Raw genomic sequence first — 25301 nt, 5'->3', positions numbered from 1 at the left:
CCGGACGCGGCGACAGCTGCCACGAGTCCGTTCACTCGGTGAGTACGCATGTGGGTTCCCCCCTGGTCGATTCGCCCAGCACCGTCGCCGGGCATGATCCGAAGAGAGCCAACACCGTCCGTCGCCGACCCGCAAGATCCGGCTCCCGCCCTCAGCGGGGAGCTGCTGCCCGCCTGCCTCCTGGCAGCCCCTGCGGAACACCCCGGTCGGCAGCCAACGGCTCCACCCTGCAGCCCCCGCCAACCGCGCCAGCGAGTGGTCCACCCCGCGAGCCGGAAAGGGCGATCGCTCTCCGGAGGCACGTCCCAGCGGTAGCCGGGGGAGCAAGGTCCGGAAGAGACGGCCCAGACCTCGATGCAGGCCACGACGACCACGGTCACGGTCCTGAGCGCGGTCGGTCCAGGGCGTGGACCTCGGCCTCGCTGGTGATGTTCTCCGGTTGCGCCACCCCCGGGTCGCAGAAGGCGATCCGGGGGTGGCGCCGGCCGTACCGTGCGGCCGTCAGGCGACGGCGGGACGCTGGGCGGCAAGGCGGCAAGGCGGCAAGGCGGCGAGGCGGCGAGGCGGCGAGGTGCTGTTCGCGCAGTTCCTCCCCCGGGGTGCACGCATCCACCGACGGCAGGCCGTTGGTGGCGATGTCCTCCATGGCAGCGGCGAACTGGTCGGCATTGGCCGGCCCGCGCGGGCCGCCCCGGATCCCCCCGCCCGGGCCGGCTTCCCCGGAACCCGAAGGCGGCCGGTGTCAGATTCCGGCGGCCTGTAGCTGGGCGAAGTCGCCGACCTGCGCCGACCACGCCTTCTGGTCCGGTAGCGGGCGCCGTCCCATGAGCGTGTCGGGGGTGAGGGTGTCGGGCCAGATCATGTAGCCGAGCATGACGAGTTCGCAGCCCGCCGCATGTGCGGCGTCCGCCGGGAACACCGGCCAGTCGGGCCAGTGCGGAAGGTCCTTCTCGGCGAGGGGCTCGCCGCTGCCCTGCCCCGCGATGACCTCACACGCCACCGGCGGTAACGGCTCCTCGATCACGGCGCGGTGGCCGCCTCCGGCTCGGCGCCTGCGCTCTCCGGGGTGTCCTCGCGGTGGAGGAAGGCGCCCAGGAGGTCGCCGACGGGGTGGTCTGCCTCGGAGGGGTGGCGCAGGGCCACGGTGGGGTCGATGGTGTAGCGGTTGCGGCGGCCGACCCGGGTGCGGGTGAGGTACCCGGCCGCCTCCAGGTCGGCGACGATGATCTGCACCGAGCGCTCGGTGATGCCGATGCCGGCGGCGACGTCCCGCAGCCGGACTTCCGGGTCGCGGGCGAGCCACAGCAGCACCCGTGCGTGGTTGGTCAGGAACGTCCACTGGTCGCCGCGTGCCGATGAGCTACTCATGACCTCCATCATACGAACTCTGCTTCGCATGTTCACCCCCTCGCGCGAACCTTTATTAGCGAAAAAGTTTTCGCGTAACTGTTGACGCATGTCAGGTGGTGGGGTGACTCTGGAGGGGATTCCTCCTGTTAAGGAAGGCGGGTAAGCGCCATGACCCGACTGCTCTCCCACCCCCACCGAGACCGTGCTCCCCGCGTCGCGCGGGCGGGCCTGGTCCAGCCGGTGGCGGCGGTGCTGACCGACCACATCGACGATGTCACGGTGGCCGAGGCGGCCGCCCGCATGGCGCTGGCCCGCCGGGTTCCGCTGCTGCTAATCGCCGTGATGCCCCCGCACGTAAGGCGTTCCCCCCTCGGTCCGGCCTCTCCGTCGGTGCGGGCGGTCCTGGCCCGGGTCATGCCGAAGGTCGGCCCGCACGCCACCGGCTACATCCCCGAGGTGTTCCACCTGCTTCCAAGCAACGGGTCGCGGCTGGCGGCGGCGAAGGAGCTGCTGGCACTGGCCTCCCGCCACCGGGCCCCGGACGTGGTGGCCGCCCGCCGCGGCCCGCACGGGCTCGACGCACACGCCCTGATCGAGGCCGCGGCCCTGCGCGGCGGCCCTTTCGTCCACGCCATCGCCCCCGCCGCCTGGGTGCCCCTGCAATCACCGGCGCCGTGACCGCGCCGCCCGCTGGTGACCTGCCGTCCGGCTCCTGGAGAGGAAACGTTCCGCGATGAATGACCTGTCGTTCCCCGTCCCGCTGTGGGTGTGGGCGGCGGTCACCGTCGGCATCTGCGTGATGCTCGCCGTCGACCTGATCGCCCACCGTGACAACCACGTCATCGGCTTCAAGGAAGCCGCGATCTGGAGCTCGATCTGGATCGCCATCGGCCTGGGCTTCGGCCTGATCCTGCTGGCGTGGCAGGGCGGGGAGGTGTCCTCCACCTACTACGCCGGCTATCTGATCGAAAAGGCCCTGTCGATCGACAACGTCTTCGTCTTCGCCCTGGTCTTCTCCTTCTTCGCCGTCCCCGACGCCTACCAGCACAAAGTCCTCTTCTGGGGCGTCCTCGGCGCCCTGGCCGCGCGACTGGTGTTCATCTTCGTCGGCGCCGAACTGCTCCAGGTGTTCTTCTGGACCGCCTACCTCTTCGGCGCGTTCCTGATCTGGACCGGCTGGAAGATGGCCGTCTCCAAGGACGAAGAGGTCCACCCCGACCGCAACCCCGTCGTCCGCCTGGTCAAGAGGCTCATCCCCACCGACCCCAAGTTCCACGGCGACAAGTTCTTCATCCGTCGCAACGGCAAGCGGGTGGCGACGCTGCTGTTCGTGGTCCTGGTCGCGGTCGAGGCCACCGACCTGATCTTCGCCGTCGACTCCGTCGCCGCCGTCCTCGCGATCACCACCAACACCTTCCTGGTGTGGACCGCCAACGCCTTCGCCGTCCTGGGCCTCAGGAGCCTGTACTTCTGCCTCGCCGGACTCCTGCGCCGCTTCGCCTACCTCCACTACGGCCTCGCGGTCCTCCTCGCCTTCGCCGGCGTCAAGCTCATCCTGTCCGAGACCCCCGTCGGCAAGCTCCCCATCCCCCTCACCCTCGGCGTCATCGCCGCCACCATCACCGTCTCCATCGCCTGGTCCCTGATCGCCACCCGCAACCAGCCCGCCGACACCGCCGACGTCCCGGCCGTGACCGGGACCGCTCCCGCCGACCGCGACGACGAGACGGCCCCCGCACCCGAACAGCCCGCAACCCGCGGCACGCACGGAAAGAAATCGCCATGACCACGACCCACAGCCCCCGGCCCGCCGCTACGTCCCCGGCATCCGAGGTCCACGACTATCCCTTCACCCTCCGCAGCGACGGCCCCGTGCTGGCCCTGTTCACCGGCTCCCGCGCCGATCAGGCCGTGGCCGCCCGGGCCGCCGACCACGCCGCCCGCACCGGGCACCCGGTGACCGTCGCGGCCGTCGTCCGCAGCACCGGCTTCAGCATCAAGGCCCTGCTGCACCTGGCCCGAGGGCGCCGCATCCGGACCGAAGCCGACGCGATCCTGGCCGTACTGCCCGTCATCGCCCGCGCCGGGCCGGTCAGGACCGCCATCCTGGTCGTGCCCGCCCGCACCAACCCCTACCGGACACTGCCCGCCGACCTCGTCGAACGGCTCGCCGGCCGCACCGGCGCCGCCGTGGCCCTCAGCCCGGTGCCCCTGACCGGATACACCTCACCCATCACCCGGGAGCTGAACCGCATCACCGACCCGCGCTCCAGGAGTCATGCCATGGCAGCCGACCCCTGACACCGGCACACTCCCTACGCAGGCCCTGGCCAACCCGGCCGGGGCCTGTCCATGTTCAAGATCAATCTCAGCTCCAACCACGGTTCGATTGATCCCCGACGCCGTATCAAGGTCCGCCCGGAGTTCACCAGGGCCCTGGACTTCGCCCGCACCATCAAGAAGGCCGTCCCCCACCAGCGGGTCATCTTCACCGTCCACGAGATGAAGCGCCTCGGCCGCGGCGCCGCCGAACTGCTCACCATCGCCGAGGACCTACGTCACCACGACATCGAACTCGAACTCCTCACCGGCCCGCTCAAAGGCGTCTACGACCCTTCCGGACACGGCGCCGCCCTGTTCGCGTTCTTCGCCGGCATGGCCGAGTCTGAACGCGAGTACATCCGGGAGAAGTCCCTCGAAGGCCAGGCGTCCGCCCGCGAGCGTGGCCGGCACGGCGGCCGGCCCAAGGTCATCGACGACGACATGGCCGCCTACGCCCGCGCCCTGCGCGCCCAGAACGTCCCCGTCCCCGAGATTGCCCGCAAGCTCGTCATCTCCTCCGGCAAGAACAAGGGCGAGCACCCCTCGGTCGCCACCGTCTACCGCATCCTCGCCGAGGAGGAGCTCACAGCCTGAGCCTCACGCTCAGCCACCTGCCGGTTGGTTCGCCGTTCGTTAACGGCACCCCACACCGAGGCATACGAGGCGGGCAACCGCCAGACACCGGACGGCAGCACGAGCAGCGGAACGGCGTACGCGAGCCGCCGCGTCCGCGCCGGGACCCCGGCCACCGGCCGGTGCGCGGCCCGCCAGGCGGTGCGGAGCCGTCCGGCACCCGTCGGCGCGCCCATGGCTCTGCGGGACATGCATGCCTCCCCGATCCGGTCCGGCGGGTACCGCAAGCCCGCCGCGCATCGAAGATCGCAGCTCCCGCACCACGGGCGGATCGCCCTGCGGACGCGATCCGTCTCCCTCCCGCGGGGGAGGAGGACGCTCGCGTCCCACCCTCGGGACGGTCACCCTGCCGGCGACCGCTGTGCCCCGGCATGCGCTCGTCCGTGCACCGTGTGCGCCGCGTCCGTTCGGGTGAGCCCACGCACCGTGGGCTGGGGCGTAAACGTTCTTGCTTTCTAGGTTGATCTTGCCCCTCATGGGGAGCCGGCGGCGGCCGTCGCACCCGCCGCCCGATCACCTTGCGAATCCTTCTGGAGGAACTGATGCGTCGTCTCGTCCCGTTGCTCTTCGCCACCTTCACCGCGGCCTGCCTGGCCGCCGCCCCCGCAGCAGCCGAGCCGGCCGCAGCCCGGGCGTCGGTGTCCACCTTCGACGGGTCGAACTGTCCGTCCCGCAGCCTGTGCCTGTACCGGGACGTCAACTTCGGCGGGGGCGGGATCGCCCTGCAGGCGGGCGACCACCTGCCGTGGCTGGGCGCCTACGGCTTCAACGACACGATGTCCTCCTGGTCCAACGACACCGGCACCACCTGCTTCTGGTGGACCGACGCCTACAGCGGGGGCGAGGGCCACGACATGAAGAACCGCTACCGCGTCAACGTGCTGCCGTCCGAGAACGACACGGCTTCTTCCGTCCGCTGCTAGGAACACCGCACGATCGCCCGCACACCCGCCCCCGCCCCGCTCCCGGCTCCGGGAAAGGGGCGGGCGTTGGTCGATCACGGCCTCGGGCGGTCAGTCCCGGGTGGGCGCGGTGAGCTTCGCGAAGTCGGCGGCGTAGACGGTCATCCAGTGCGGATGCAGCCGGTAGTACACGACCTCGTTGTCCCAGTCGAAGAGGTCATCGCCGTAGAAGTCCTTGAAGTACGAGAGGAGTTCCGGCCAGTCCGCGGCCGGCTCCCCGTCCTGGGGGTTGAGGACCTCGACCGTGCCGTGGGTGAACACGCCGAGGTCCTCAGCGCGCATGTGCGCGGCGCTGACGGCGGGGCGCGCGGCCAGATGGCGGGCCTTGACGGCGTCGCGCGCCGTGCCGAAATACCACTTTCCGCGCAGGAAGTGCCCGTCCACACCACTGATCCGCGGTTCGCCCTTCGCCGTCACGGTGGACAGGGCGAGGGTGCACATGCCGGTCAGTACGCGGGTGAGCTGCTCCGCGGTCAGGGTACGTTCGGCGTTGATGACGGAGCGGAGGTGCGAGCCGGAACGGGACAGTGAAGCGTCGAGGAGGGCCTGGAGCTCTTTGAGGTCTTCTGGCGTTTCGCGCATCACCTCACTGTATCCAAGCAACACGCGTGCCCACGCGGACTTGCGGTGCCCCGCCCTCGGGCGGGGCACCGTCGGCGGCTGCGGGCGGCCCGTGCGCGCCGTGGAGAAGTGGCTCTCTGCGGTGCGGGGTCGAACGGGTCAGCTCGTGTGCCGCCGCACCTGCTTCAGCTCGCGGCCGACGGCCCAGGCGTCGGCGACCGGCCCGAGATGGCCCAGCTTGTCGGGATTGACCACCGTGCGGACCGTCTGGATCCGGCCGTCGAGCACCTCCAGCACCATGGCCTGCAGGACCTTGCCGTCCCGGTCGCGGAGGATCGCGCCGGGCTGGCCGTTGACCTCGTGCCGTTCGAGCGTCACGTCGATCCGGGCCAGCCAGGGGAAGACCGCGGCGAGCAGCCTGGACACGTTCTCCGGGCCCAGGATCGTCCGGGCGAGCTGCGGGGCCTTGCCGCCGCCGTCCCCGACGAGTTGGACGTCGGCCGCCAGGAGGGCCTGCAGCCCGTGCACGTCGCCGTTCTGCAGGGCGTCGAAGAAGCGGGTGGCCAGTTCCTGTCGTTCCTGGCGGTCCGCTGCGAAGCGTGGTCGTCCCTGCTGCACGTGCCGTCGTGCCCGTACGAGCAGTTGTCGGCAGGCCGCCTCCGACCGGCCCACGGCCTCGGCGACCTCGTCGAAGCCGAACCCGAACACGTCCCGCAGCAGGAACACCGCCCGTTCCAGCGGGCTGAGCCGCTCGAGCAGCAGCAGTGCCGCCATGGACACCGAGTCGGCCAGCTCCGCCGAGCGGGCCGGGTCCTGGTACGGGTCGCTCAGCAGCGGCTCGGGGAACCAGGGGCCGACGTACTCCTCGCGCCGCACCCGCGCGGAACGCAGGACGTCGATGGAGATGCGGGTCACCGTGGCCGACAGGAAGGCCTTGGTGGACGTGGGGACCGTCGACGAGGCGGCGAAGCGCAGCCAGGTCTCCTGCACCGCGTCCTCGGCCTCGCTGACGCTGCCCAGGATCCGGTAGGCGATCGAGAACAGCAGGGGCCGCAGCTCCTCGAAGGCGCCGACGTCGACGTGGTCGTGGACGTCGCCGTCGGTATCGGCGTAGGCATCGGCATCGGCCTTGGTCATGCTGGTTCCTCTCCCCTGGATTCAGTGGAACTGCCCGGGCACGTAGTCCCCGGCCGGCTGCCGGGTGATGACGTTCAACCGGTTCGCCATGTTCATGAAGGACACCAGGAGGACGAGGGCGGTGAGCTGCTCCTCGTCGTAGTGCAGGGCGGCACGCGCCCACACCTCGTCGTCGACCCCGCCGGCCGCGCCCGCGACCCGGGTCCCCTCCTCGGCCAGCTCCAGCGCGGCGCGCTCGGCCTCGGTGAACACCGTGGCCTCGCGCCAGGCCGCGACCAGGTGCAGGCGGACCGGGGTCTCGCCGGCCGCGGCGGCGTCCTTGGTGTGCATGTCGATGCAGGAGGCGCAGCCGTTGATCTGGCTGACGCGCAGCGCGACCAGCTCCTGTGTCGCGTTCGGAAGCGGCGATTCCTTGACCGCCCTGCCCGCCGCCATGAGGTGCTTGAAGGCCTTGCCGGCGGTCGGGCTGGTGAGGAGGTTCAGTCGCGCGTCCATGGTGTGCTCCCTCGGTGCGGTGCCGGTGTGAGTGCGTACACACCCGAGACGAGACAGCTCGACGCCCTGTGACACGGGTGGACGTGACCTGCGTCACCCGGGTCGGTGGCCCCGTCCGGACGGCGCAGCGGTCGCCTCCGGAGCCGGACGGCCTGCTCGGTCGTCCCCGCAGCCGCCCGGGGCGCGGCGCGCTGGTCGGGCGGACTCGGGGGTCGGCGTGGAAGATTTCTGTATGACTGAGAGCGCGAGCCCGTACATGTCCTCCCCGAGGGTGACCGTCCTGACGGTGCAGCCCGGCGATCCGCCGTTCCGGATCGTGGAGGTCGACGGGGAGGTCGTCGGTACGGCGACGTCCATGACCGACGTGATCCTGATCGCCGCGGAGGCGGGGGTCAGCATCCACGACCTCGACGACCTGGACACCGTCCGATGGGTGGGCGGCGGAAAGTTCACCTGGCACCTGCACTAGCGACGTGGCCGCCGGAGGTGTCCACGGCGGGGAGGCGCCGGTCCGGTCCAGGTGGTCGCTGCCGCCCGCACGACCGGTGGCCCCGGCCGCTGGCGGGCGGGGCGGCGCGGAGCGCCCTCATCGCCCGACGGCCGTCCGCTCCTGCGGCCGTTCGCCCTGTACGTCCATCAGGCGGCGCAGCAGCCGGGTGAGGGGCCGCTCCACCAGGCGGTGCAGCAGCCAGGCGGTCAGTACCGCGCCCGCGATCACCCCGAGCAGGGTCGGCCAGGCGCCCCACTGCTCGTTCCACCGCCAGATCACCCGCACGCCCAGCGACTGGTGCACGAGGTAGAGCGGGTACGAGATCGCGCCCGCGACGGGCAGCCAGCGCCACTGGATCCCGTCCAGCTTCCCGAGCGCGATCAGGCCCATCAGCAGGTACATCGCGGAGATCGCGGCCAGGCAGACCTTCCAGTTGATGCCGTGCCCCTCACCCTCCATGATCGCCGGGAGACGGTGCTGCATCAGCAGCCAGGACAGCGCGAGGATGCCGAGGGTCTCCCCCTCGAACCGGCCCGCCCGGCGGACCAGGTAGAAGGCGGTCCCGGCGATGAAGAAGGGCGCCCACCGGGGCTGCAGGAGCTGGTCCAGCAGCGCGATGCCCGACGCCGGGGCCAGGACCGAGCCCAGTGCCCACAGCCAGCAGAAGTTCGCGACCCGGCGGTGGGTGGCGCCCACCAGGACGACCAGCGAGAAGACCAGGTAGAAGCAGAGCTCGACCCAGAGGGTCCAGTACACGTTGTCGACGCTCGGTACGCCCAGGGGCGACTGCAGCATCGTCAGGTTGGTCAGCATCTGGCCGACCGTGACCCTCGGCTCGCCCGGTGTCCGCGGGCCCAGTCGGGCCGCCGCCGAGGCGAGCACGACCGCAGCCCAGTAGAGCGGGAACAGTCGCAGGATCCGGCCCTTCCAGAACTGCTGGAGCGACTTGCCCCAGCCGGACAGGCAGATGACGAATCCGCTGATCATGAAGAAGAAGGCCACGCCCAGCCAGCCGAACTCGGCGACCCGGTGCAGCGTGGGGAACAGTTCGACCGCCGTCCGCTGCCAGGGGATCGTCCCGGAGCCGGCCAGGTAGTGGAACAGGACCACCGACAGCGCCGCGAACAGCCGCAGGGCGTCCAGTACCGCCAGTCGGGGCGCGCGCCCGGGCGCCACGGCCCCGCCGCGCGTCGGCCACACGATCCGCCGGCGGCTGCGCAACGGGTCGGGGGCCGGTTGCGGCGCCCCGGCGGGAGCCGGGACACGGTCTTGGGCACGGACGAGCCTGTCGGACATGGAACCTCTGGAAGCCGTGGGGCGCCCCGCGACACCCCTACGTTCGGGGTTGTGGCGCCCCGCGATCACAGCGAGGCCGCGTGCAGCACGCCCCGGCTTGAACATCAAACTAAGGCCGCATCCTCGGTCAGTGACCAGAACCCGGCATTCCTCCCGCGTGATCCTGGACACGCCCCTGTTCGTCCGTGGTGTGCGGCCGGGCCGTCAGCGGGGGTGGATGCGGGGGATGCCGTACCAGCGGGATGCGCAGGCGGCGACCCAGTCCCGGTCGTAGTCGCGCGTGAAGAAGGGTTCGGCGAGGTTTCCGATGTGCAGGGGCGTGTAGCCGATGTCGGTGGCGCCGCGCGCGGCCTCGGCGCGGATGCGGGCGTTCTGGGCGTCCCAGGCCGCGGCGCGGGTGACCGTGGCGGTGGTGAGCTGCTGGACGTTCGGGACGAGCACGGCCGTCGAGGCGAGGACCAGGCAGCCCGCCGCCACGGTGACGGTGACGGCCGTGGCGGTGGGCGGCGTGCGTCCGCCGCGGGCTGCCCGACGGCCGGCGGCCCCGGCCCCGGCTGCGGCTGCGGCTGCGGCTCCGAGGAGGGCGCCGTAGCCGCAGAGGGCCAGTTCCATGGGTACGAGGAAGCTCGTCCAGGTACGGGCGTACGTCCATCCGCTCGGCCCGTAGCCGCTGCGCAGGCCCACCACCACCGCGAACGACCCCAGCAGCACCACGGGCACGGGGAGCAGCAGCACGGTGAGCGGCAGCCGCCGCGTCCCGGGCGCGAAGTGCCGGCCCCCGATCCGGCTGCCGAGGCCCAGGAGGACGCCGACGGCGGCGGCGCCGAGGTAGGCCCACTGGCCGGTGACCGTGCCCCACATGTGGAGCCAGTCCTCGAAGGCGGCCCTGAGCTCGTCCGAGGACAGCATCGAAGCCCGCTCCGGCTGCTGGGCGCGGCGCCACCGGGCGCCCGGCGAGGTGTAGAGCGCGACGAGACCGCAGGCGAGGCCGGCGCACCACAGCAGGCACCAGACGAGGGGGCGGCGGCGGATGCGCGCCGGGGGTCCGGGGCGCAGCAGCACCAGCAGGCCGACCGCGGCGGCGAGCAGGCCGCTGACGAGGGCGAACGGCTCGCTCAGGGTGCCGATCGCGAAGCCGAGCAGGAACGCCGCGGCGAAGCCGGCCGCGCGGACGGCGGTGCTGCGGTGCCGGACGGTCCGGACGGCCAGCAGCAACGCCCACACGCCGATGACGCTCGGGAGGGTGTGGGAGATCGTGGCTGGGGCCCACAGCAGGACCTGGTAGCTGCGGGTGCCGGCGTAGTAGAGCAGCGCCTGGACGACCAGGGCGCAGGCGATCAGGGGCAGCACCCGGGGTATTCCGCCGAGCTGGCGGACGAACTCCCGTCCGAGGAGGACCAGGCCCGCCGTGAAGGCGACCGCCAGGACGGTCGGGAGGATCTTGGTGCCGGTGAGTCCGCCGGTGTAGACGAGACCGCTGAGGAAGGCGTTGGTGACCCTGCCGTTCTGGGTCGTGTAGAAGTCGGAGGTGATGCCGAGCACCCCCAGGTCGCGGGCCTTCCAGGCGGCGCACCAGTCGTCGGACGTGGGCCGTACGTAGAGCCCGAGGAAGCACCCGACTGCGATCAGCGCCCCGGCCGCCGCGACGACGGTCGCGCAGACCACCGGCAGGACGGGCCCGCGCGGGAAGGGGCGGCGGCCGGTCGTCGCCCGGCCCGCATCGGCGGAATGCCGACCGACGCCGACACCCGTACGCGCAGCCGTACCCGTACCCGTACCCGTGCCGGTGCCCTCGCCTTCGCCCTCGCCCTCGCCCTTGCCTGTGCCCGTCATCGAAGCGGTGCCCATTCACCACCCTTTGCCCTTGCGCGTCCCCTGGCGCGGCAGCGCCGGGGCTGCCGTCGGGCACCCATCCTGTGCACGGTTCGCGTGCCGCGGCATCCCGGGCGGTCGGGACGGGTTAGGAGTGGCGCCGCCTGCCGGAGCGGCTGCTCACCCGGGCGGCGGGTACGGCGTAGCGGCCCGCGTACGGGTCTCCCACGATGAGGGAGAGGCCCGACGGCCCGGCGGAAGGAGTGGCGATGCCCCGTGTGCGGCCAGGTGCCCGGCTCTTCCGGTGGGTGGTCCTCGGCGTGTGCCTGTCCGGCGTCGCCCTTCCCGTGTGTACTGCGGGGCAGCACGCCGGGCGGCCCGAGCCGACGGCGCCGCGGCCCGGGTTCCTCGTCGGACCCGGCGGGCACGGGGGCGGCCACGGCGACGCCGTCGGCAGCTACGCGCCGCTGTCGGTGTCGGCCGCCCCGACCGTGGGGCTCCTCGCCCACACGACCGCCGCGGTCGGCGTCCCGCCGGCCATGGCAGGGGGCGCGCGGTACGTCGGGCAGAGCAACGTACTGCAGCTGCCGTCCGGCTGGTGGGCGTATCTCCCCGCGGGCAGGACGGCGTCGGCCGTGGTTCCCCGCGACGACCCGGCGGCGCTGCGACAGATCGCGCAGAGCCGGGCCTGGCTGGCCGCGGGCCGGGTCCCGGGCAGGACACCGGTGCAGCGCGCGGCGGCCGAACGGGCCCTGCTGTCCATGCGGGCCCTGCTCCGGCCGAACGGCGCCGTGGCGGCGGGCTGGACCGACGGCTGGAAGTACTCCTGGCCGCGTGACGCGGGCTTCGCCTCGGCCGCGTTCGCGCACACCGGCCACGACGCCGAGGCGTTCCGGATCCTGCGCTACAGCGCCGCGACCCAGCGCGGGGACGGCACCTGGGAGGCGCGTACGAAGCTCGACGGCTCCGGCCCGCCGGACGGCAGGCGGTGGCAGCTGGACGCCAACGGCTGGGTGCCCTGGGCCGCCTGGCAGTGGTACCAGGCGGCCCCGCGGGACACCCGCCGCGCCCGGCTGGCGACCCTCTACCCGATGATCCGCAAGGCGGCCGACCGTGCGGCGGCGTCCCTGCGGGCGGACGGGCTGCCGCCCGCGTCCCCGGACTACTGGGAGCTGATGACGACCACGTCGAACATCGGCACGGCCGCGCCCCTCCTCGCCGGGCTCAACGCCTCCGCGGACCTCGCCCGGGAGGCGGACCGGCCGGGCGACGCGGCGCGCTGGGCCCGCGCGGCGGGACGGCTCTCCACCGGGATCGCGGCGCGGTTCGCGCCCCTGGGGTACCAGCGCACCGTCGACGGACGGCACGGTCGCGACAGCGCGGTGGCCTTCATGGCGCCCCCGTTCAACGCGGCCCCGGCCGACCTGCCGCGGGCGCTCGACTCCACGTACCGGGCGCTGCTCCTGCCGAACGGGGGACTGACCCCCGGGAACGACCCGACCGCGCCGTGGGGCGGGAACGCCTGGACGCCCAGTACGGCCTTCTTCGCGCTCGCCTGGGCCGGTACGGGGCAGCCGGCCAAGGCCGAGCGGGTGCTGGCCTGGGTCCTGTCCAAGCGCAACCCGCTCGGCGAGCTGCCGGAGAAGGTGGACCGGGAGGGGCGGCCCGCGTCGGTCGCCCCGCTCGCGTGGACGGGCGCGATCACCGTCCTGTCCCTGGTGGCGCTCGACGGGAAGGCGCTTCCCACCCCGCCGCTGCGGCCGTAGGCCCGGGGCCGAAGGGCTGACAGGCCGCCTGGCCACCCGGCCACCTGGCCCGTAGGCCCCCACAGGCCCACGGGGCCGCGCACCTCAGCGGGGGGGCCGGGGCTGCCCGACCGAACGGGCCCAGGAGGCCCGGGAGGCTCAGCGGGCTCAGGGGCTCAGGGGCTCGGGGGCTCGGGGGGCTCAGAAGGGCGCTGTCCCGTCGCCCGGCGGCGGAGCGGTGCGGACGCTCTCCAGCGTGGCCAGGAGGCGCCGGTACGCGAGCCTCTCGGCGGCCACCGCCTGCCGGAACGGCGCGTACCGCGGGTCGCGTCGGGCCCGGGCGTCCGCGGCGGCGGCGATCCGGAGTTCCCTGGCCCGGTCCAGGTCGTGCACGGCGTCGACGTATGCGGCGTCGAGGAGGCCGTGCTCCAGGGCCAGGCCGAAGGCGCGGTCCGCCAGCGCGCCGAGCCGGTCGAGGTCGTCCGAGCAGCGCTCGGGGGCCGCCTCGGCGCAGCCCTGGTCGAGGGCGCGGGAGAGCGAGCCCAGGGTGGCCTTGAGGTCCGGGTAGCCCCAGGCCGGCGCCGTGTCGTTCCTGCACCCGGTGGCGAAGGCCGCCAGGACGGTGACGGAGGCGAGGGATGCCAGGGAGGCCGCGGTGCGCAGCGTCCCGCCCGGGGCCGCCGTGCGCCCGTGCGCAGCGGAGCGGGGGAAGCAGGGGGTCATGGAGCCCCAATCGCAGTCGGTCAGGAGCCTCAGGACGTCATGTACGCCGTGTGCACATCACGTACGTCACGCACGGGCACACGCGCGGGTTGCGTACGCCGCAACCGACCGCCGTCCGGGCCGCGCCCCTCTCGGCGACCCGCCCGCGGCGACGGGGTCTGGCGGCCATCCTCGCCCCCGCCGATCGGCGCTGCCACCGGAAGGCACCGGTCCGTCCGACGCGCCCTATGGCAGCGGCGCCGCACCCGTGCCCGGCCCCGAGCCCGGGCGTCCGGCCAGCGCGGCCATCCAGGGCTGGACCGCCCGGTGCCACGGGGCGGGAGCGCCGCTGCCGGGCGGCGCGGACTCGGCCGCGGGGGCGGCCGCCATGATGTGCAGGCCGGCGTCGAGGCCGACCGCCGCCGCGACGGCGCTGCCGTCCGGCTGGGCCACGGCCGCCGGGGCGCCCGTGTAGAGCATCTGGGACTCGTGCCAGGACGGCGGGCCGTCCGTGCCGGACACGCTGACCGTGCCCGCGCCCGCGCGCCCCGCGAGCAGGTGGCCGGCGACGCTGACGGCGCCGTAGCCGCCGTCGCCGCCCGCCTCGGTGACCGGGGAGGACTCCGCCTGCGCCGGGGTGCCGGCGGCCGCGCCCTCACCCTCGCGCGTGCCCTCACCCTGCCCCTCGCCCTCGCCCTCGCCCGTGCCCGTGCCCGTGCCCGTGCCCGCGACGGCCAGGCCCGTGCCGACCGCGCCGGTGCCGGGGCGGCGGAAGTACAGGCGGATGCCGCCGTCCTCCTGCGGGCTGACCGAGAGCGGGCCGGTGGTCGCCGGCAGCCCGGTCGGGAGGGGGCCGCTGTACGGGGTGTCCGGGGTCCGGGCCGGCTGGACCCAGGCCAGCACGGTCCCGGCGGTCGCCGCGTACACGTGCCGCCGCCCGGATCCGTCGGTCGCGGTGACCGGGTCGCCCAGCAGGCCGCTGCCGCCCAGGTTCTGCCAGGCGCCGAAGTCACCGTCCGGGGTCGGCTGGGTACGGGCGCGCAGGGTGCGCCGGGAGTCGCGTACGTACACCGTCATGCGGCCCGTTCCGTCCACGGAGACGGCCGGTGCACTGATCGCCGAGGTCGCGGATATGTCCGAGACGTCGGGTGTGCCCAGCGACTGCCACGGGCCGAAGGCTCCGTCCGGCGCGGCCTGGACGGCGTACACGACCTCGCGGGCGTACGCCTCGTGCGCCGCGCCCAGGGTGGTGCGGGTGCCGAACACCGCGATCCGCCCGTCGGGGAGGCGGGCCGCGGTCGCGCCGGTGTCGATGCCGGTGCCGGGGAGGAAGCGGGGGCCCTGCCAGGGGGCCTGGGCGCCGTTGCGCGACCAGTACGCCATCTGCCCGTCGAGGACGGCGAAGGCCCAGAGCCGCCCGGCGCGCCCCTCGGCCATCCAGGAGGTGCCGTCGCCGCGGGCGTAGCGGAGGGTCTGGTTCCAGCCTGCGCCGGTGGGCCGGGTCGCGGTCTTGCGGTCGCCGCAGCCGGCCGGGCTGCCGCACCAGTCCTCGTGGTCCATCCAGGCGTAGGTCTTGAGGTAGCCGAGCTTCTCCTCGGCCGTCTGCGGGTCGAGCGTGGGGGGCAGGGCGGTGTTGGGGTAGCCCACGTAGTTCTGGAGGGAGAAGTGCGGCCGGTCCCCGGACTTCGCGTAGCGCTCGGCGGCGGCCTGCACGAAGCGGGCGCCGTACATGTGGTCCTGGTGGTCGAGGAAGGCGCCGCCGCCGGCCGAGCGGCCGGGTGTCGGGTCCTGTGTCCGTATCGTCGTCGGCCTGTACCGCGCGAAGACGCCCGCGATGGCGTCTATCGCCTGGTCCTTGGTGTACGAGAACGAGGGCTGGACCGGCGTCCCGGACGTCAGCTGGGCACCCAGGGCGGGGACGCGGTCGTCCCACAGGCCGCGGAGGCTGTCCGGGTTGTCGCCGGAGATGCTGCGGGCCTCGCGCAGCTGCATCCACACCAGGTTGACCTCGGGGTGGGCGACGAGGACGTCGACCTCCGCGCTCCCGCCGCCGGCGGTGGGGACGGAGCTGCGCTCCCAGGGGCTGGTGCGGTCGCCGGTGGCCATCTGCGCGTAGGCGGCGCGTATGCCGTTCTGGCGGGCTTCGGCGTAGGCGGCGCGGTCGGCGGGGAGCTCGGGGTCGTTCAGGTGCGGGCTGTGGGCCTCGTTGCGGCCGTCGGACTCGCCGGAGGTCAGGTAGACGGTGGTGACCTTGACGCCCGCCGCTATGGAGCGGCTCAGGTCGGGGTTCATGAAGAACAGGTCGTCGTCGGGATGGGCGACGACGTGAAGGACTGTGCCCTCGGTCACACTTGGGCGGGCGACCGCCTGGGGGACGGACGACTCCTGGCCGTCGGCACCGTAGCCGTACCCGTAGGCCCAGGTCGTCACGCCGGCGACGCCGACGGAGAGCGCGGCGAGGAGGCCCGCGAGGCGGGTGCGGGTGACGAGGGGCATGAACAACGCCTTGAGGATCGGTCCGGTGCGGAACTCCGCCGAGGGGGCGGCCGGTGCCCCGATGGTTCCACCACTGCCGGAGACGACCGGGCCCGATTATGCCCCGCGCGATTTCGACTGACACACCATCAAGTGGTATATGCCGAAAACTAGATTGAATGGGCTATATGACCGAGTTGTCCGATTTGCCGGAATTCGCACGGTGGAATGTGATGCTCGCCACCGGCACGACGGACGCCGACGGGATGGCGCACATCACATCGGCGGAACGGGGCGGAATCTATCGGGGCCATGACAAACCCCTGTGAGGTGGTCGATAGATTGACCCGCTGTCCGCAGGAACAGGGGTGGGACTTTGAAGACAGGACATGCCGTCCGCGCTGCCGTGGCACTGGCGTTCGCGGGCGTGGGAACGACGGGAGTGACGGGGTGCTCCCTCGCGGCGCCGAAGGCGGCGGAGACCGCCGGGACGGTCAAGAGGGCCGCCGACTCGGTCGAGTCGATGGCCGCCGCGCTCAACAGCGCCTCGGACTCCGCGACGAAGGCGGGATCGGCCGAGGTCAGGATGCGGGTGGCCTCCCCGGACACGGGTGGCCGGCCGGTGGACATGACGGGCACCTACTCGTGGGGCAACGGGTACGCCATGCAGGCCGAGATACCGGCCGCGCAGGCGCAGATGCAGGAGCTGGTCAAGGACGGCACCGTCACCATGCGGCTGGTGCAGGGCTCGTACTACTACGAGGTCGACCCGCTGCCGTCCGGCGAGTTCAAGGGCAGGCGCTGGCTGAAGGTCGAGGCCTCGGCCCTGATCGGTGAGGCGGGCGCGGCGCAGCTCAACGGGCCGGCCGCCGACCCGACCTCCGGGCTGAAGGCCCTCAAGTGGTCGAAGGGGGTCGAGAAGGTCGGCACCGAGGACGTGAACGGCAGGTCCGCCGTCCACTACAAGGCGACCGTCCCGCTGGAGAAGCTGGACGAGGGCACCACGGAGACGTGGAAGGCCCTGGGCGCGACCAGCAGCGAGGTCGTCGTCGACGTGTGGGTGGACGACAAGGGCATGCCGGCCCGGCTCGCCCAGAACGGTGGCACCACCCACATGACGATGGACTTCCTGTCCTTCGGCGCGGCCGCGGACATCGCCGCTCCCCCGGCGGACGAGGTCGCGGACGTCTCCGAGGCGGTCGAGAAGGACAGGACGGGCTGACGCACTGATCCGCCTGCGTGCGCGGGGCCGCCGGCGTGCGCGGGCCGCCGGCGTCGGCGGTCGGCCGGTTTCGGCCTGTCGGCGGGGGCGGGGGCGGGGGAGGGGACAGAATCCCGGCATGCGAATCGTGATCTTGTGTGGTGGAGAGAGCCCGGAGCGAGAGGTCTCCCTGGCCTCGGGCGGCTCGGTCGCCCGGGCGTTGCTGGAGCGGGGCCACGAGGTGGTGCTGGTCGATCCGGCCGCCGAGGCGCCGGTTCTGGCCGGGCCCCTGCGCCCGGGTGATGTGGTGGCCGGGTTCACCGTCGGCAAGGAGCCGCCGTCCGGCCTGGGCCGGCGGCTGCTGCAGCAGCGCATGGACGCCGCCCTGGCGGGCGGGCCGGTTCTGGGGCTGCTGCGCGGGGCCGACCTCGTCTTCGTGGCCCTGCACGGCGGCCGGGGCGAGGACGGATGGGTGCAGGGCCGGTTGCGGGAGGCGGGCATCCGCTTCACCGGCGCGAGCAGTACGGCCTGCACGGCGGCCTGGCACAAGGAGCGGGCGCAGGCGGTGCTGGCCGTCGCGGGGGTGCCCGTGACCGAGCGCGCGCTGTGGCAGCCCGGCACCGACGAGGTCCCGCAGGACGTGCAGCGGCTGCTGGCCGCCGGGCCGGTGGTGGCCAAGCCCGTCGCGGACGGGTCGAGCGTGTCGGTGCACCGGGCCGACACCCTCGCGGAGCTGGAGCAACTCGCCGCGGGGATGCGGGCCGGTGACGGTGAGCTCCTGGTGGAACCGTTCCTGCCGGGCCGGGAGTTCACCGTGGGCGTGGTGGGCGACCACGTGCTCCCGGTGGTCGAGATCGAGCTGAGTACGCCGCTGTTCGACTACGCGGCCAAGTACCAGCCGGGCGCGGTCAGCGAGGTGTGTCCGGCCCGGATCCCGGCGGAGTTCGCGTCCCGGCTCCAGGAGCTGGCCCGGCGCGCGCACGAAGCCCTCGGCTTCGGCGCCCACGCCTACTCCCGCACCGACTTCCGGTGCGACGCCGCGGGCGAACCCATGTGCCTGGAGGTCAACGCGCTCCCCGGACTGACCGGGACGAGCCTGCTGCCACTCGCGGCCTCCGGGGCCGGATGGACGTACGCCGACCTGATCGAGCGCATCGTGACCCTCGCCGCGCACTGACCCGGCCGGCGCCGCGGCGATGCCGGTTCGGTTTCGTACGGTGACCGGATGACCGGGAACGGAATCAGGATCGGTATCGGTGGCGGTATCGGGCAGCGTGTCTTCGACGCGGCTCTGGCAGACGCGCGCTCGGCAGTCGTCGAGCTCGACGACGCGCGCCGGTGGCTGGCGGCGGCCGGGCCGCAGCTGGAGGGGCCGCTCGCGGCCGAGGTGTGGGTGTTCGACCGGACCCTGTCCCGGGTCCTGCTGGTACGGCACCGGTGGCGCGGGCTGGTCCCGCCCGGCGGGCGCGTGGAGCCGGGTGAGACTCCCCGGCAGGCAGCGGCGCGGGAGTTGCTCGAGGAGACCGGGCTCCGGGCGGAGCTGTTCCGGGCGCCGGCTCTGGCGACCGTACGCTCCTACCGGCCCGGTGCTGGGGCGACGTTCGGGCTGTCCTACGTCGCCGTCGCCGACGCCGAGCAGCCGCTCGACGCGGAGTCCGGGCAGCCCGCGGCGTGGCGGAGCCTGGACGGCGGCGACGGGCACGGGGGCGCGGACCGAGACGGGGCCGGGGCCTGGGACTGGGACAGCTGCTTCCGCGGCGACCGGGACCGGATGCGCCGGCACGCGGCCCTGCTCGCCTCGGGTCGGGACCGGGCCGCGTCGGGTTGACGGCCGGTGTGGTGGTCGGGCGGCCGCGTACCCGCCGGACGGCCCCGCCCGCCGCTACTCCGGTCCGACGACGCCGTGTTCCCAGGCCCAGGCTGCGATGCCGACGCGGTTCCGGGCCCCGAGCTTGGCCTGCACGTTCGCGAGGTGCGTCTTCGCCGTGCCCGCGCTGATGAACAGCTCCGCCCCTATCTCCGCGTTGGTGTGCCCCCGGGCCACCAGCCGTACGATCTCCAGCTCCCGGCCCGTCAGCAGCCGCGCCGCCGTCGAGGGCGGCTTCGCCCCCGGCTGTGACAGGCTGCTGAGCAGCCGCACCGTGATCTGCGGGCTGATCAGGGTGTCGCCGGCCATCGCCGCCCGGACCCCCTCGATCAGCAGGGCGGGGCCGGATCGTTTCAGCAGGAATCCGCAGGCTCCGGCCCGCAGCGCCGTGTGCACGTACTCGTCCAGGTCGAAGGTGGTCACGACCACGACCCGGGTCTGCCGGGCGAGCAGCCGGGTCACCTCCAGGCCGTCCAGGCGGGGCATGCGGATGTCGGTGAGCACGACGTCCGGGCGCAGTTCCCGCGCGAGGGCGACCGCGCGGTGGCCGTCGGCGGCCTCCCCCACCACCGTCATGTCCGGCTGGGAGTCGAGGATCAGGCGGAATCCGCTGCGGACGTCCTCTTGGTCGTCGGCTATGAGGATGCTCGTGGTCACCGCACCATGATCACCCCGGGGAGGTGGCGCGCGCGGGGAAAACCGCCGAAACCCGCCAGCCGCCGGTGGCGGCACCGGTCGGCCCGGCGGCGAACGTGCCTCCCGCCGCCTCCACCCGCTCCCGCAGCCCCGCGAGCCCCGTGCCGCCGCCGTCCCCCGCGGATCGGCGCCGGGAGAAGGACGTGCGGGGGGTGGCCGGGGGCGGGGAGTTGGTGACGGCCAGTTCGATGCGGTCCGCTTGCCGGCTGCGGCGTACGGTCACGCGTACGGTGTCGGCGCCGGGCGCGTGCCGCCGTACGTTCGTCAGCGCTTCCACGGCCACCCGGTACGCGGCGGTGTCCGCCTCCCGCGAGAGGCCGGCCAGCGCCTCCTGCTCGGCCTCCAGGGCGACCGTCCGGCCCTCGAACCGGCCGACGAGCCACTCCAGTTCGGCAAGGCCGGGGGCGGGCGCCGGTGCAGGGCCGCCGCCCGCTTCCCGCAGGGCGTGGACGGTCCGGTCCAGCGAGGCGAGCGCACTCAGCCCCGCCGCCTCGATGCGCTCCAGGGCACGAACGGCCTGCTGCGGATCGGTGTCGGCGACGAACCGCGCGGCCTGGGCCTGGACGACCATGGCACTGACGTCGTGCGCGACGAAGTCGTGGAGGTCACGGGCCAGTTCCAGCTGCTGGTCGCGCTGGGCGTCCCGGACGGCCCGGCGTGTGCGGGAGGCGTTCCGCCGCAGGTGGGCGCCGACGGCGGCCGCGGCCAGGCCGGGTAGCGCCCAGAAGGCCGCCGCCCCGAAGGCCTCCAGCCACGACGCCCCGTCGTCGCGCACCAGCGGTGCCGGCCACAGCCCCGCCGCGACGATCCCGAGGGCGGCCGCGAGGCTCCCCGACCGTACGGGCGACCACCGCGCGACCAGCCCGATCAGCGGCAGGATCACGACGAGCCCGGCGAGCGACCACAGGGCGGGGACCCGGGCGAGCGAGGCGGCCGTGGACGCCAAGGCGGCGCCGACGAGCGCCGGGGCGTAGAGGGATCGCGGAGGCAGGGTCATGGGCCGACCCTATGGACGTCCGTACGGTCCACGGCATCCGCCGTTCGGCAGGGGTGTGTCGCCCGGCCGGACGGGTGGCGGGGGAAGGGGAACCGAGGGGGAAGCGAGGGGATGAGATGAGGGGAGACGGGCGGGGCGGGGAACCTCACGGTCCCCCGCCCGCGCCCGCACGCGCCCGCCCCGCCCGTACGGGCGCGGAGCGGAGCGGAGCGGAGCCGAGCGCAGGTCAGCTGCTCGCGGCGGCCGACAGGAGTACGTCCACGAGCCGGTCCGCGGCGTCCGGGCGCCCGTAGGCCCTGGCGCGCTCCGCCATCGCGGCCCGCCGGGCGGGGTCGGTGAGCAGCGGGCCGACGGCGGTCTGGAGGACCTGTCCGGTGACTTCGCCGACCAGCGCGACGGCGGCCCCCGCGTCGGCGAGGTGCCGGGCGTTGTGGACCTGCTCGTTGCCGGCCGAGGTGGCGAGCGGCACGAACACGGCCGGCTTGCCCAGCGCCGTGAGCTCGGCCAGCGTCCCCGCACCGGACCGGGAGATCACGATGTCGGCGAGCGCCAGTACGTCGGGCAGCTCCGGCCCGACGAAGCCGGTCAGGTGGTACCGGCCGGCCAGGACCGGGTCCAGGGTCGCGGCCGCCGCGCGGAGTTCGTCGACGTTCGCCGGCCCGCACTGGTGGATCACGTTGGCGTGGCTGAGCAGCCACGGGAGCACGTCCCGGACGATCCCGTTGATCTGCTGGGCGCCCTGCGCGCCGCCGGTGACGTACACGGTCGGCAGGCGGCGGTCGAAGCCGGCGAGGTTCAGCGCGTGGACGGCCTTGTCGCCGTGGCCGGTCAGCACCTCGGGCCGGATCGGGTTGCCGGTGACGACCGCGTGGCCGCGGAGTTCGGGCGCGAGGAGTTCGAGCGAGGACTCGGAGGACAGCGCGATCCGGGTGGCCGAGCCCGCCAGCTTGCGGTTGGCCAGGCCCAGGCGGACGGTCTGCTCGTGCAGCACGAGCGGACGCCGACACAGGCGGGCCGCCAGACCGGCCGGGACGGCCACGTACCCGCCCGTGGCGAGGACGACGTCGGGCTGGAACTCCGAGACGATGGACCGGGCCTGGGCGACGCCGAGCGGAACCCGCGCCATGTCCTTCATGTTCGCCGCGGAGAGCATCTTCAGCGGGTTCGCGGCCCGCCGGATCTTGCCGGTGGCGACCGTCTTGAACGGAATGCCCTCGGCGGGCGCGATCCGCGCTTCGAGGCCGTCGGCGGCGCCGATCCACAGCACGTCGAGGGTTCCGCCAGCGGCCGCGAGCCGGCCCTGCAACGTACGGATCGCCGTCAGGGCGGGATAGGTGTGACCGCCGGTACCTCCTCCCGTCACGAGCAACCGGAAGGACCGAGGGAGCAAAGGAGCATTCACGCGGCAACCCTAACCCCCACCACGAACCCGCCGCGCCCCGGCGCCACCTGCCGCGGGCGTCAGCGGACCTGGCGGGTCAGGTTCTTCGGCCAGTGGGCCTGCTCCAGACTCCTGGGAGCCGCGGTGGCATGGGCCGGTGCCCGGTACGCCGGGCCGGTGACCGGGGTCGCGCCGCCGCCCGCGCCCGCTGCCGGGCCGCCTGGGCCAAGACGAGCGGAACCACCGCCGGGGACCGGGTCGTGGTCACCCTGAGCAGGGCGCCGCCCAGGAGTACCGCCAGCAGTGCGGGCACGACGCGCCCCCACCAAGATTGGTCCCGGCGCTCTCCCCCGGCGACGCCCGGGCCTGCGCGCTCGTCGACGGCCGCGGCACCGTGTGCGTCACCGAGCCCCGACGGCACCGGCGTCTCTGCCGCCACCGACGGCGGGCAGTTCGACGGCGGGCAGTTCGTAGGTGGTCTACGGGTGTTCCGCGGCGGCTTCCGCTTCGGCCGCTGCGGCGACGGCGAGCAGGTCGGCCTCCCGGCCGTGGCGGGCGACCAGGTGCAGTCCGACGGGCTCCCCTGCGGGGGTGCGGCCGGCCGGGAGGCTGATGGCCGGGTGGCCGCTGATGTTGAACGCCCAGGTCAGCGCCACGCTCAGGGTGTCGCCGGGCCCGTCGTGGCCGTGCGGGGCGTGGGGGGTCGTCGGCGAGACCAGGAGGTCCACCTCGGCGAAGACGGTGTCGAGGGCGCCGTCGAGGGCGGCCCTGGTACGTGCGGCGGCGGCTGATGCGGCGGCGCGTTCCGCGGCGCCGGTCGCGGAGTCCGGCCGGCTGCGCAGGACCTCCCAGCACCGGGCGGGATCGGGAAGGCGCACCGGAACGTCCACGGTGTCGACGGCCCCTGCCCGGCGCAGCGCTTCGAGGCGTGCGTACGCCGTGTCCGCGACGGCAGGATCCGTCGCGGCGAAGCCGAGCGTCGACGACCAGGCCGCGCGTAGCGGTCGCGCGGGGGCGCAGGGGCGCGGTCCGGGGGTGCCGGCGAGGGCGTCCAGGTACGCGGCGGCGTCCCGGGCACAGCGGGCGAGGGGCCCGGCGACGTTCAGGCCGGCCCGGTCCCGCGCGGGCACCAGTCCGTTGGTCGGCTTGAGCCCGATGACCCCGCACCAGGCCGCCGGGATGCGTACGGATCCGGCTCCGTCGCTGCCGGTGGCCAGCGGCACCATCCCCGCGGCGACGGCCACGGCCGAGCCCGCGCTCGACCCGCCCGGACTCCACTGCTTTCCGAGGGGGTTGAGGGTCACGCCGCGGGCGGTGGCACCCCAGGTCTGCCAGCGGGTCCCGGGGCCGGGGGTGGACGTGGCACCGACGGGGACGCAGCCCGCGGCCACCAGCCGTTTCGTCTGGAGTGCCGCCAGCCCCTCGGTTCCCTTCACCGCCAGTGGCACCCCGGCGAGCGGCAGCCGGGCGCCGCCCTCCTCACGGATCCGACGGTCGATCAGCTCGGCCTCCGCGAGGGCCTTTTGCGGCCACAGCGCGGTGAAGGCCCTCAGCTCGACGTCGACGCGGGCGATCCGCTCCAGGGCTGCCGCCGTCAGCTCGCGCGCCGACAGCCGGCCCGCGTTGACCGCTGCGGCGATCTCGCAGGCGGAGAGGGCGGCGTAGTCGTCGGCGGCGGCGCCGGGGGCAGGTGATGCGAAGTGCTCCGGGGTGCTCACGGCGCCTCCCGCTGTCGAAGTGGTGGTGGGCCCGCCGACCGGCGGCGCAGCGGCAGTGAATGTGCAGGTCATGGAACCGGGGGTGCCGTTCGGGCCGTCTCGGCTGACGTACTCTCAGCCGCCGTGGTCGGTGCGCTCGTCCGGTGATGTGACCTTCCCGTCCAGTGGGGCACCCGGCCGTTCGCGGTTGGGGTGAGCACGCATTGCAGTCTGGAGATCCGTTCATGGCAACACCGCACCAGCCGACCGGCCACGGGCCCGTGCCGGGCAACCCCTACAGCACACCCGCAGGCTATACCCCCGCCCCGGTGCCGGCACCGGCACCGGCACCGGGGAGCTACGCCCAGGCCCCCGCCCCCGCGACCGCCCCCGGCGGTCACGTCGGCCCGCTCCCCATGGGCCATGTGCCGCCCGCGTGTCGTGCCTGCGGCGGCCGGGCGGCGGCGAACCACAAGGTCCGGGCCCATGTGGGCGTGCTCGTCCTCATGCGGTTCGAGCACCTGGACGGACCGTTCTGCCGGGCCTGCGGCATAGCCGTCGTCCGGCAGATGACCACCAGGGCGCTGTGCCTGGGCTGGTGGGGCCCGCTCTCCCTGGTCCTCTTCAACCCGTTCACCCTCGTGTGGAACCTGTTCGTCTACCTGAAGTACAGCAAGCTCCCGCCGTCGACGCCCGCCCCGGGCCGCACGCACCTCGACACGGGCCCGCAGGTGCTCCGGCGGCCGCTCGCCTACGTGGCGCTCATCCCGCTGGCCTGGGCGCTGTGGGTCATCTCCCAGATCATCGTGCACTCCGCCTGAGCCGGAACCGGCCCGCGCCCCGACCCGGCGGGCACCGCACGGGCGGCGCCGTGCGCCCGCCCCTGCCGGGCGGGCGCACCCTCCTCGGTCAGCATTCGTTTACGAACTCGCTCTAGTCTGCGGACAGAGCGGCCGGGGCCCATGCGAGGAGAGGCTCCGGAGAGGGACGAGGACGGGGCGGAATGGGATTCCGAGGCGAAGTGTGGCGGCTGGAGCGGCAGCAGCCGCATCAGGACCAGGGCGAGCGGGAGCTGCTGGGCGAGATCGAGATCACGGAGTCCGACTTCCCGTGGCTGCGCGGACGCTTCACCCCGCAGCGGGCGTTCGCCGAGTTCAGACCGTGGTTCGACGAGGCCCACGCAGCGCTGGAGGACGAGGACTTCGAACGGTTCGACGAGGTGTACGCGTCGATGACGCGTAGCCTCAGCCTCGTCTCCCCCGCCGGGCCGGTCGCCGAGTTCTTGCTGCACATCCAGGGCGGTGAGGCGTGGTTCCGGTGGAGCGACACGCCCTTCGACTCGTGAGCGGCGACGGGAGGGCGGCGGGGGGCAGGTGCCCGGTCCTCCGCTCCGCAGCGAGGCCGGCACACCGCGGCATCCAGCCTGTCATGCACAATCCATAAACCGAAGCCTTCACCCCACCCACGCCTCACTTCACTTCA

The 25301-nt window shown here is 73.7% G+C and carries 27 protein-coding genes; 13 read left to right on the top strand and 14 right to left on the bottom strand.

The genetic code is table 11. The features are described 5' to 3' along the window. Positions 1 to 376: 376 nt before the first annotated feature. From ACSHWO_RS36485 to ACSHWO_RS36475, 3 genes are all read right to left on the bottom strand, one after another. Positions 377 to 646 (bottom strand): hypothetical protein, encoded by a 270-nt coding sequence (locus ACSHWO_RS36485; protein ID WP_438319590.1) that lies wholly within the window; start codon positions 644 to 646, stop codon positions 377 to 379. A gap of 96 nt (positions 647 to 742) precedes the next feature. Continuing rightward, positions 743 to 1000, bottom strand: coding sequence for a hypothetical protein (locus ACSHWO_RS36480; protein ID WP_438319589.1), 258 nt, complete (start codon positions 998 to 1000; stop codon positions 743 to 745). A 20-nt stretch (positions 1001 to 1020) separates the two neighbouring features. After that, positions 1021 to 1368 carry a helix-turn-helix transcriptional regulator gene (locus ACSHWO_RS36475; protein ID WP_438319588.1) on the bottom strand — a complete coding sequence of 116 codons (348 nt, stop codon included), beginning with the start codon at positions 1366 to 1368 and terminating at the stop codon, positions 1021 to 1023. A 150-nt stretch (positions 1369 to 1518) separates the two neighbouring features. On the opposite strand from ACSHWO_RS36475, the gene ACSHWO_RS36470 reads away from it, so the two are divergent. From ACSHWO_RS36470 to ACSHWO_RS36450, 5 genes are all read left to right on the top strand, one after another. After that, on the top strand, positions 1519 to 2028 hold the full coding sequence (locus tag ACSHWO_RS36470; protein WP_438319587.1) for a universal stress protein: 510 nt from the start codon (positions 1519 to 1521) through the stop codon (positions 2026 to 2028). Between the two features lie 55 nt (positions 2029 to 2083). Continuing rightward, positions 2084 to 3136, top strand: coding sequence for a TerC family protein (locus ACSHWO_RS36465; protein ID WP_438319586.1), 1053 nt, complete (start codon positions 2084 to 2086; stop codon positions 3134 to 3136). Continuing rightward, complete coding sequence (locus ACSHWO_RS36460; RefSeq protein ID WP_438319585.1) at positions 3133 to 3651, top strand: hypothetical protein; 519 nt, start codon at positions 3133 to 3135, stop codon at positions 3649 to 3651. Before ACSHWO_RS36465 ends, ACSHWO_RS36460 begins: the two co-directional genes overlap by 4 nt. Before the next feature lie 51 nt (positions 3652 to 3702). Beyond that, positions 3703 to 4266 (top strand): recombinase family protein, encoded by a 564-nt coding sequence (locus tag ACSHWO_RS36455; protein ID WP_438319584.1) that lies wholly within the window; start codon positions 3703 to 3705, stop codon positions 4264 to 4266. Between the two features lie 581 nt (positions 4267 to 4847). Then, a complete protein-coding gene (locus ACSHWO_RS36450) occupies positions 4848 to 5228 on the top strand; it encodes a peptidase inhibitor family I36 protein (protein ID WP_361094453.1) in 381 nt (126 codons plus the stop codon). 90 nt (positions 5229 to 5318) lie between these two features. Here ACSHWO_RS36450 and ACSHWO_RS36445 read toward each other — a convergent pair whose 3' ends face one another. The 3 genes from ACSHWO_RS36445 to ACSHWO_RS36435 all read right to left on the bottom strand — a co-directional run bounded on the left by ACSHWO_RS36445 (position 5319) and on the right by ACSHWO_RS36435 (position 7460). Continuing rightward, positions 5319 to 5849 carry a pyridoxamine 5'-phosphate oxidase family protein gene (locus ACSHWO_RS36445; RefSeq protein WP_385835882.1) on the bottom strand — a complete coding sequence of 177 codons (531 nt, stop codon included), beginning with the start codon at positions 5847 to 5849 and terminating at the stop codon, positions 5319 to 5321. Positions 5850 to 5987: 138 nt separating this feature from the next. After that, positions 5988 to 6965 (bottom strand): RNA polymerase sigma-70 factor, encoded by a 978-nt coding sequence (locus ACSHWO_RS36440; protein WP_438319583.1) that lies wholly within the window; start codon positions 6963 to 6965, stop codon positions 5988 to 5990. A 21-nt stretch (positions 6966 to 6986) separates the two neighbouring features. Further along, positions 6987 to 7460, bottom strand: coding sequence for a carboxymuconolactone decarboxylase family protein (locus tag ACSHWO_RS36435; RefSeq protein WP_361094462.1), 474 nt, complete (start codon positions 7458 to 7460; stop codon positions 6987 to 6989). A 232-nt stretch (positions 7461 to 7692) separates the two neighbouring features. Here ACSHWO_RS36435 and ACSHWO_RS36430 point away from each other — a divergent pair, with 232 nt between their 5' ends. Continuing rightward, positions 7693 to 7929 (top strand): hypothetical protein, encoded by a 237-nt coding sequence (locus ACSHWO_RS36430; protein ID WP_361094464.1) that lies wholly within the window; start codon positions 7693 to 7695, stop codon positions 7927 to 7929. A 117-nt stretch (positions 7930 to 8046) separates the two neighbouring features. Here ACSHWO_RS36430 and ACSHWO_RS36425 read toward each other — a convergent pair whose 3' ends face one another. Beyond that, positions 8047 to 9246: an acyltransferase family protein gene (locus ACSHWO_RS36425; RefSeq protein ID WP_438319582.1), complete on the bottom strand. Its 1200-nt coding sequence runs from the start codon at positions 9244 to 9246 to the stop codon at positions 8047 to 8049. A gap of 204 nt (positions 9247 to 9450) precedes the next feature. After that, positions 9451 to 11094: a DUF6056 family protein gene (locus ACSHWO_RS36420; RefSeq protein WP_438319581.1), complete on the bottom strand. Its 1644-nt coding sequence runs from the start codon at positions 11092 to 11094 to the stop codon at positions 9451 to 9453. A gap of 233 nt (positions 11095 to 11327) precedes the next feature. On the opposite strand from ACSHWO_RS36420, the gene ACSHWO_RS36415 reads away from it, so the two are divergent. Then, a complete protein-coding gene (locus ACSHWO_RS36415) occupies positions 11328 to 12824 on the top strand; it encodes a hypothetical protein (protein ID WP_438319580.1) in 1497 nt (498 codons plus the stop codon). A 180-nt stretch (positions 12825 to 13004) separates the two neighbouring features. On the opposite strand, the gene ACSHWO_RS36410 is transcribed toward ACSHWO_RS36415, so the two are convergent. Next, complete coding sequence (locus tag ACSHWO_RS36410; RefSeq protein WP_438319579.1) at positions 13005 to 13526, bottom strand: hypothetical protein; 522 nt, start codon at positions 13524 to 13526, stop codon at positions 13005 to 13007. Positions 13527 to 13751: 225 nt separating this feature from the next. Beyond that, the gene (locus tag ACSHWO_RS36405) at positions 13752 to 16001 is read right to left on the bottom strand and encodes a PIG-L family deacetylase (RefSeq protein ID WP_438319578.1); all 2250 of its coding nucleotides are present in this window, start codon (positions 15999 to 16001) and stop codon (positions 13752 to 13754) included. Between the two features lie 167 nt (positions 16002 to 16168). Here ACSHWO_RS36405 and ACSHWO_RS36400 point away from each other — a divergent pair, with 167 nt between their 5' ends. The 4 genes from ACSHWO_RS36400 to ACSHWO_RS36385 all read left to right on the top strand — a co-directional run bounded on the left by ACSHWO_RS36400 (position 16169) and on the right by ACSHWO_RS36385 (position 19009). Beyond that, positions 16169 to 16309 carry a hypothetical protein gene (locus ACSHWO_RS36400; protein WP_438319577.1) on the top strand — a complete coding sequence of 47 codons (141 nt, stop codon included), beginning with the start codon at positions 16169 to 16171 and terminating at the stop codon, positions 16307 to 16309. A 47-nt stretch (positions 16310 to 16356) separates the two neighbouring features. Continuing rightward, positions 16357 to 17202: a hypothetical protein gene (locus ACSHWO_RS36395; protein ID WP_438319576.1), complete on the top strand. Its 846-nt coding sequence runs from the start codon at positions 16357 to 16359 to the stop codon at positions 17200 to 17202. A 118-nt stretch (positions 17203 to 17320) separates the two neighbouring features. Next, on the top strand, positions 17321 to 18358 hold the full coding sequence (locus ACSHWO_RS36390; protein WP_438319575.1) for a D-alanine--D-alanine ligase family protein: 1038 nt from the start codon (positions 17321 to 17323) through the stop codon (positions 18356 to 18358). Between the two features lie 48 nt (positions 18359 to 18406). Continuing rightward, on the top strand, positions 18407 to 19009 hold the full coding sequence (locus tag ACSHWO_RS36385; RefSeq protein WP_438319574.1) for an NUDIX domain-containing protein: 603 nt from the start codon (positions 18407 to 18409) through the stop codon (positions 19007 to 19009). 54 nt (positions 19010 to 19063) lie between these two features. Here ACSHWO_RS36385 and ACSHWO_RS36380 read toward each other — a convergent pair whose 3' ends face one another. The 4 genes from ACSHWO_RS36380 to ACSHWO_RS36365 form a co-directional block, all read right to left on the bottom strand. Then, positions 19064 to 19705 (bottom strand): response regulator transcription factor, encoded by a 642-nt coding sequence (locus tag ACSHWO_RS36380; RefSeq protein ID WP_361094491.1) that lies wholly within the window; start codon positions 19703 to 19705, stop codon positions 19064 to 19066. A gap of 10 nt (positions 19706 to 19715) precedes the next feature. After that, the gene (locus ACSHWO_RS36375; protein ID WP_438319573.1) at positions 19716 to 20741 is read right to left on the bottom strand and encodes a sensor histidine kinase; all 1026 of its coding nucleotides are present in this window, start codon (positions 20739 to 20741) and stop codon (positions 19716 to 19718) included. Positions 20742 to 20967: 226 nt separating this feature from the next. Continuing rightward, positions 20968 to 22104: a UDP-N-acetylglucosamine--N-acetylmuramyl-(pentapeptide) pyrophosphoryl-undecaprenol N-acetylglucosamine transferase gene (locus tag ACSHWO_RS36370; RefSeq protein WP_438319572.1), complete on the bottom strand. Its 1137-nt coding sequence runs from the start codon at positions 22102 to 22104 to the stop codon at positions 20968 to 20970. 497 nt (positions 22105 to 22601) lie between these two features. Continuing rightward, positions 22602 to 23912 carry an amidase gene (locus ACSHWO_RS36365; protein ID WP_438319571.1) on the bottom strand — a complete coding sequence of 437 codons (1311 nt, stop codon included), beginning with the start codon at positions 23910 to 23912 and terminating at the stop codon, positions 22602 to 22604. A gap of 152 nt (positions 23913 to 24064) precedes the next feature. Here ACSHWO_RS36365 and ACSHWO_RS36360 point away from each other — a divergent pair, with 152 nt between their 5' ends. Together ACSHWO_RS36360 and ACSHWO_RS36355 are read left to right on the top strand one after the other, a co-directional pair. Continuing rightward, a complete protein-coding gene (locus ACSHWO_RS36360; RefSeq protein ID WP_438319570.1) occupies positions 24065 to 24640 on the top strand; it encodes a hypothetical protein in 576 nt (191 codons plus the stop codon). 182 nt (positions 24641 to 24822) lie between these two features. Next, a complete protein-coding gene (locus ACSHWO_RS36355; protein WP_385835736.1) occupies positions 24823 to 25164 on the top strand; it encodes a hypothetical protein in 342 nt (113 codons plus the stop codon). Positions 25165 to 25301 lie beyond the last annotated feature (137 nt).

This window comes from Streptomyces pallidus (ex Mingjun et al. 2026), from assembly GCF_051550185.1.
Classification (GTDB): domain Bacteria; phylum Actinomycetota; class Actinomycetes; order Streptomycetales; family Streptomycetaceae; genus Streptomyces.
Note: the sequence above shows the minus strand (reverse complement) of the source record. Positions and strands in the feature narration are given on the sequence as shown.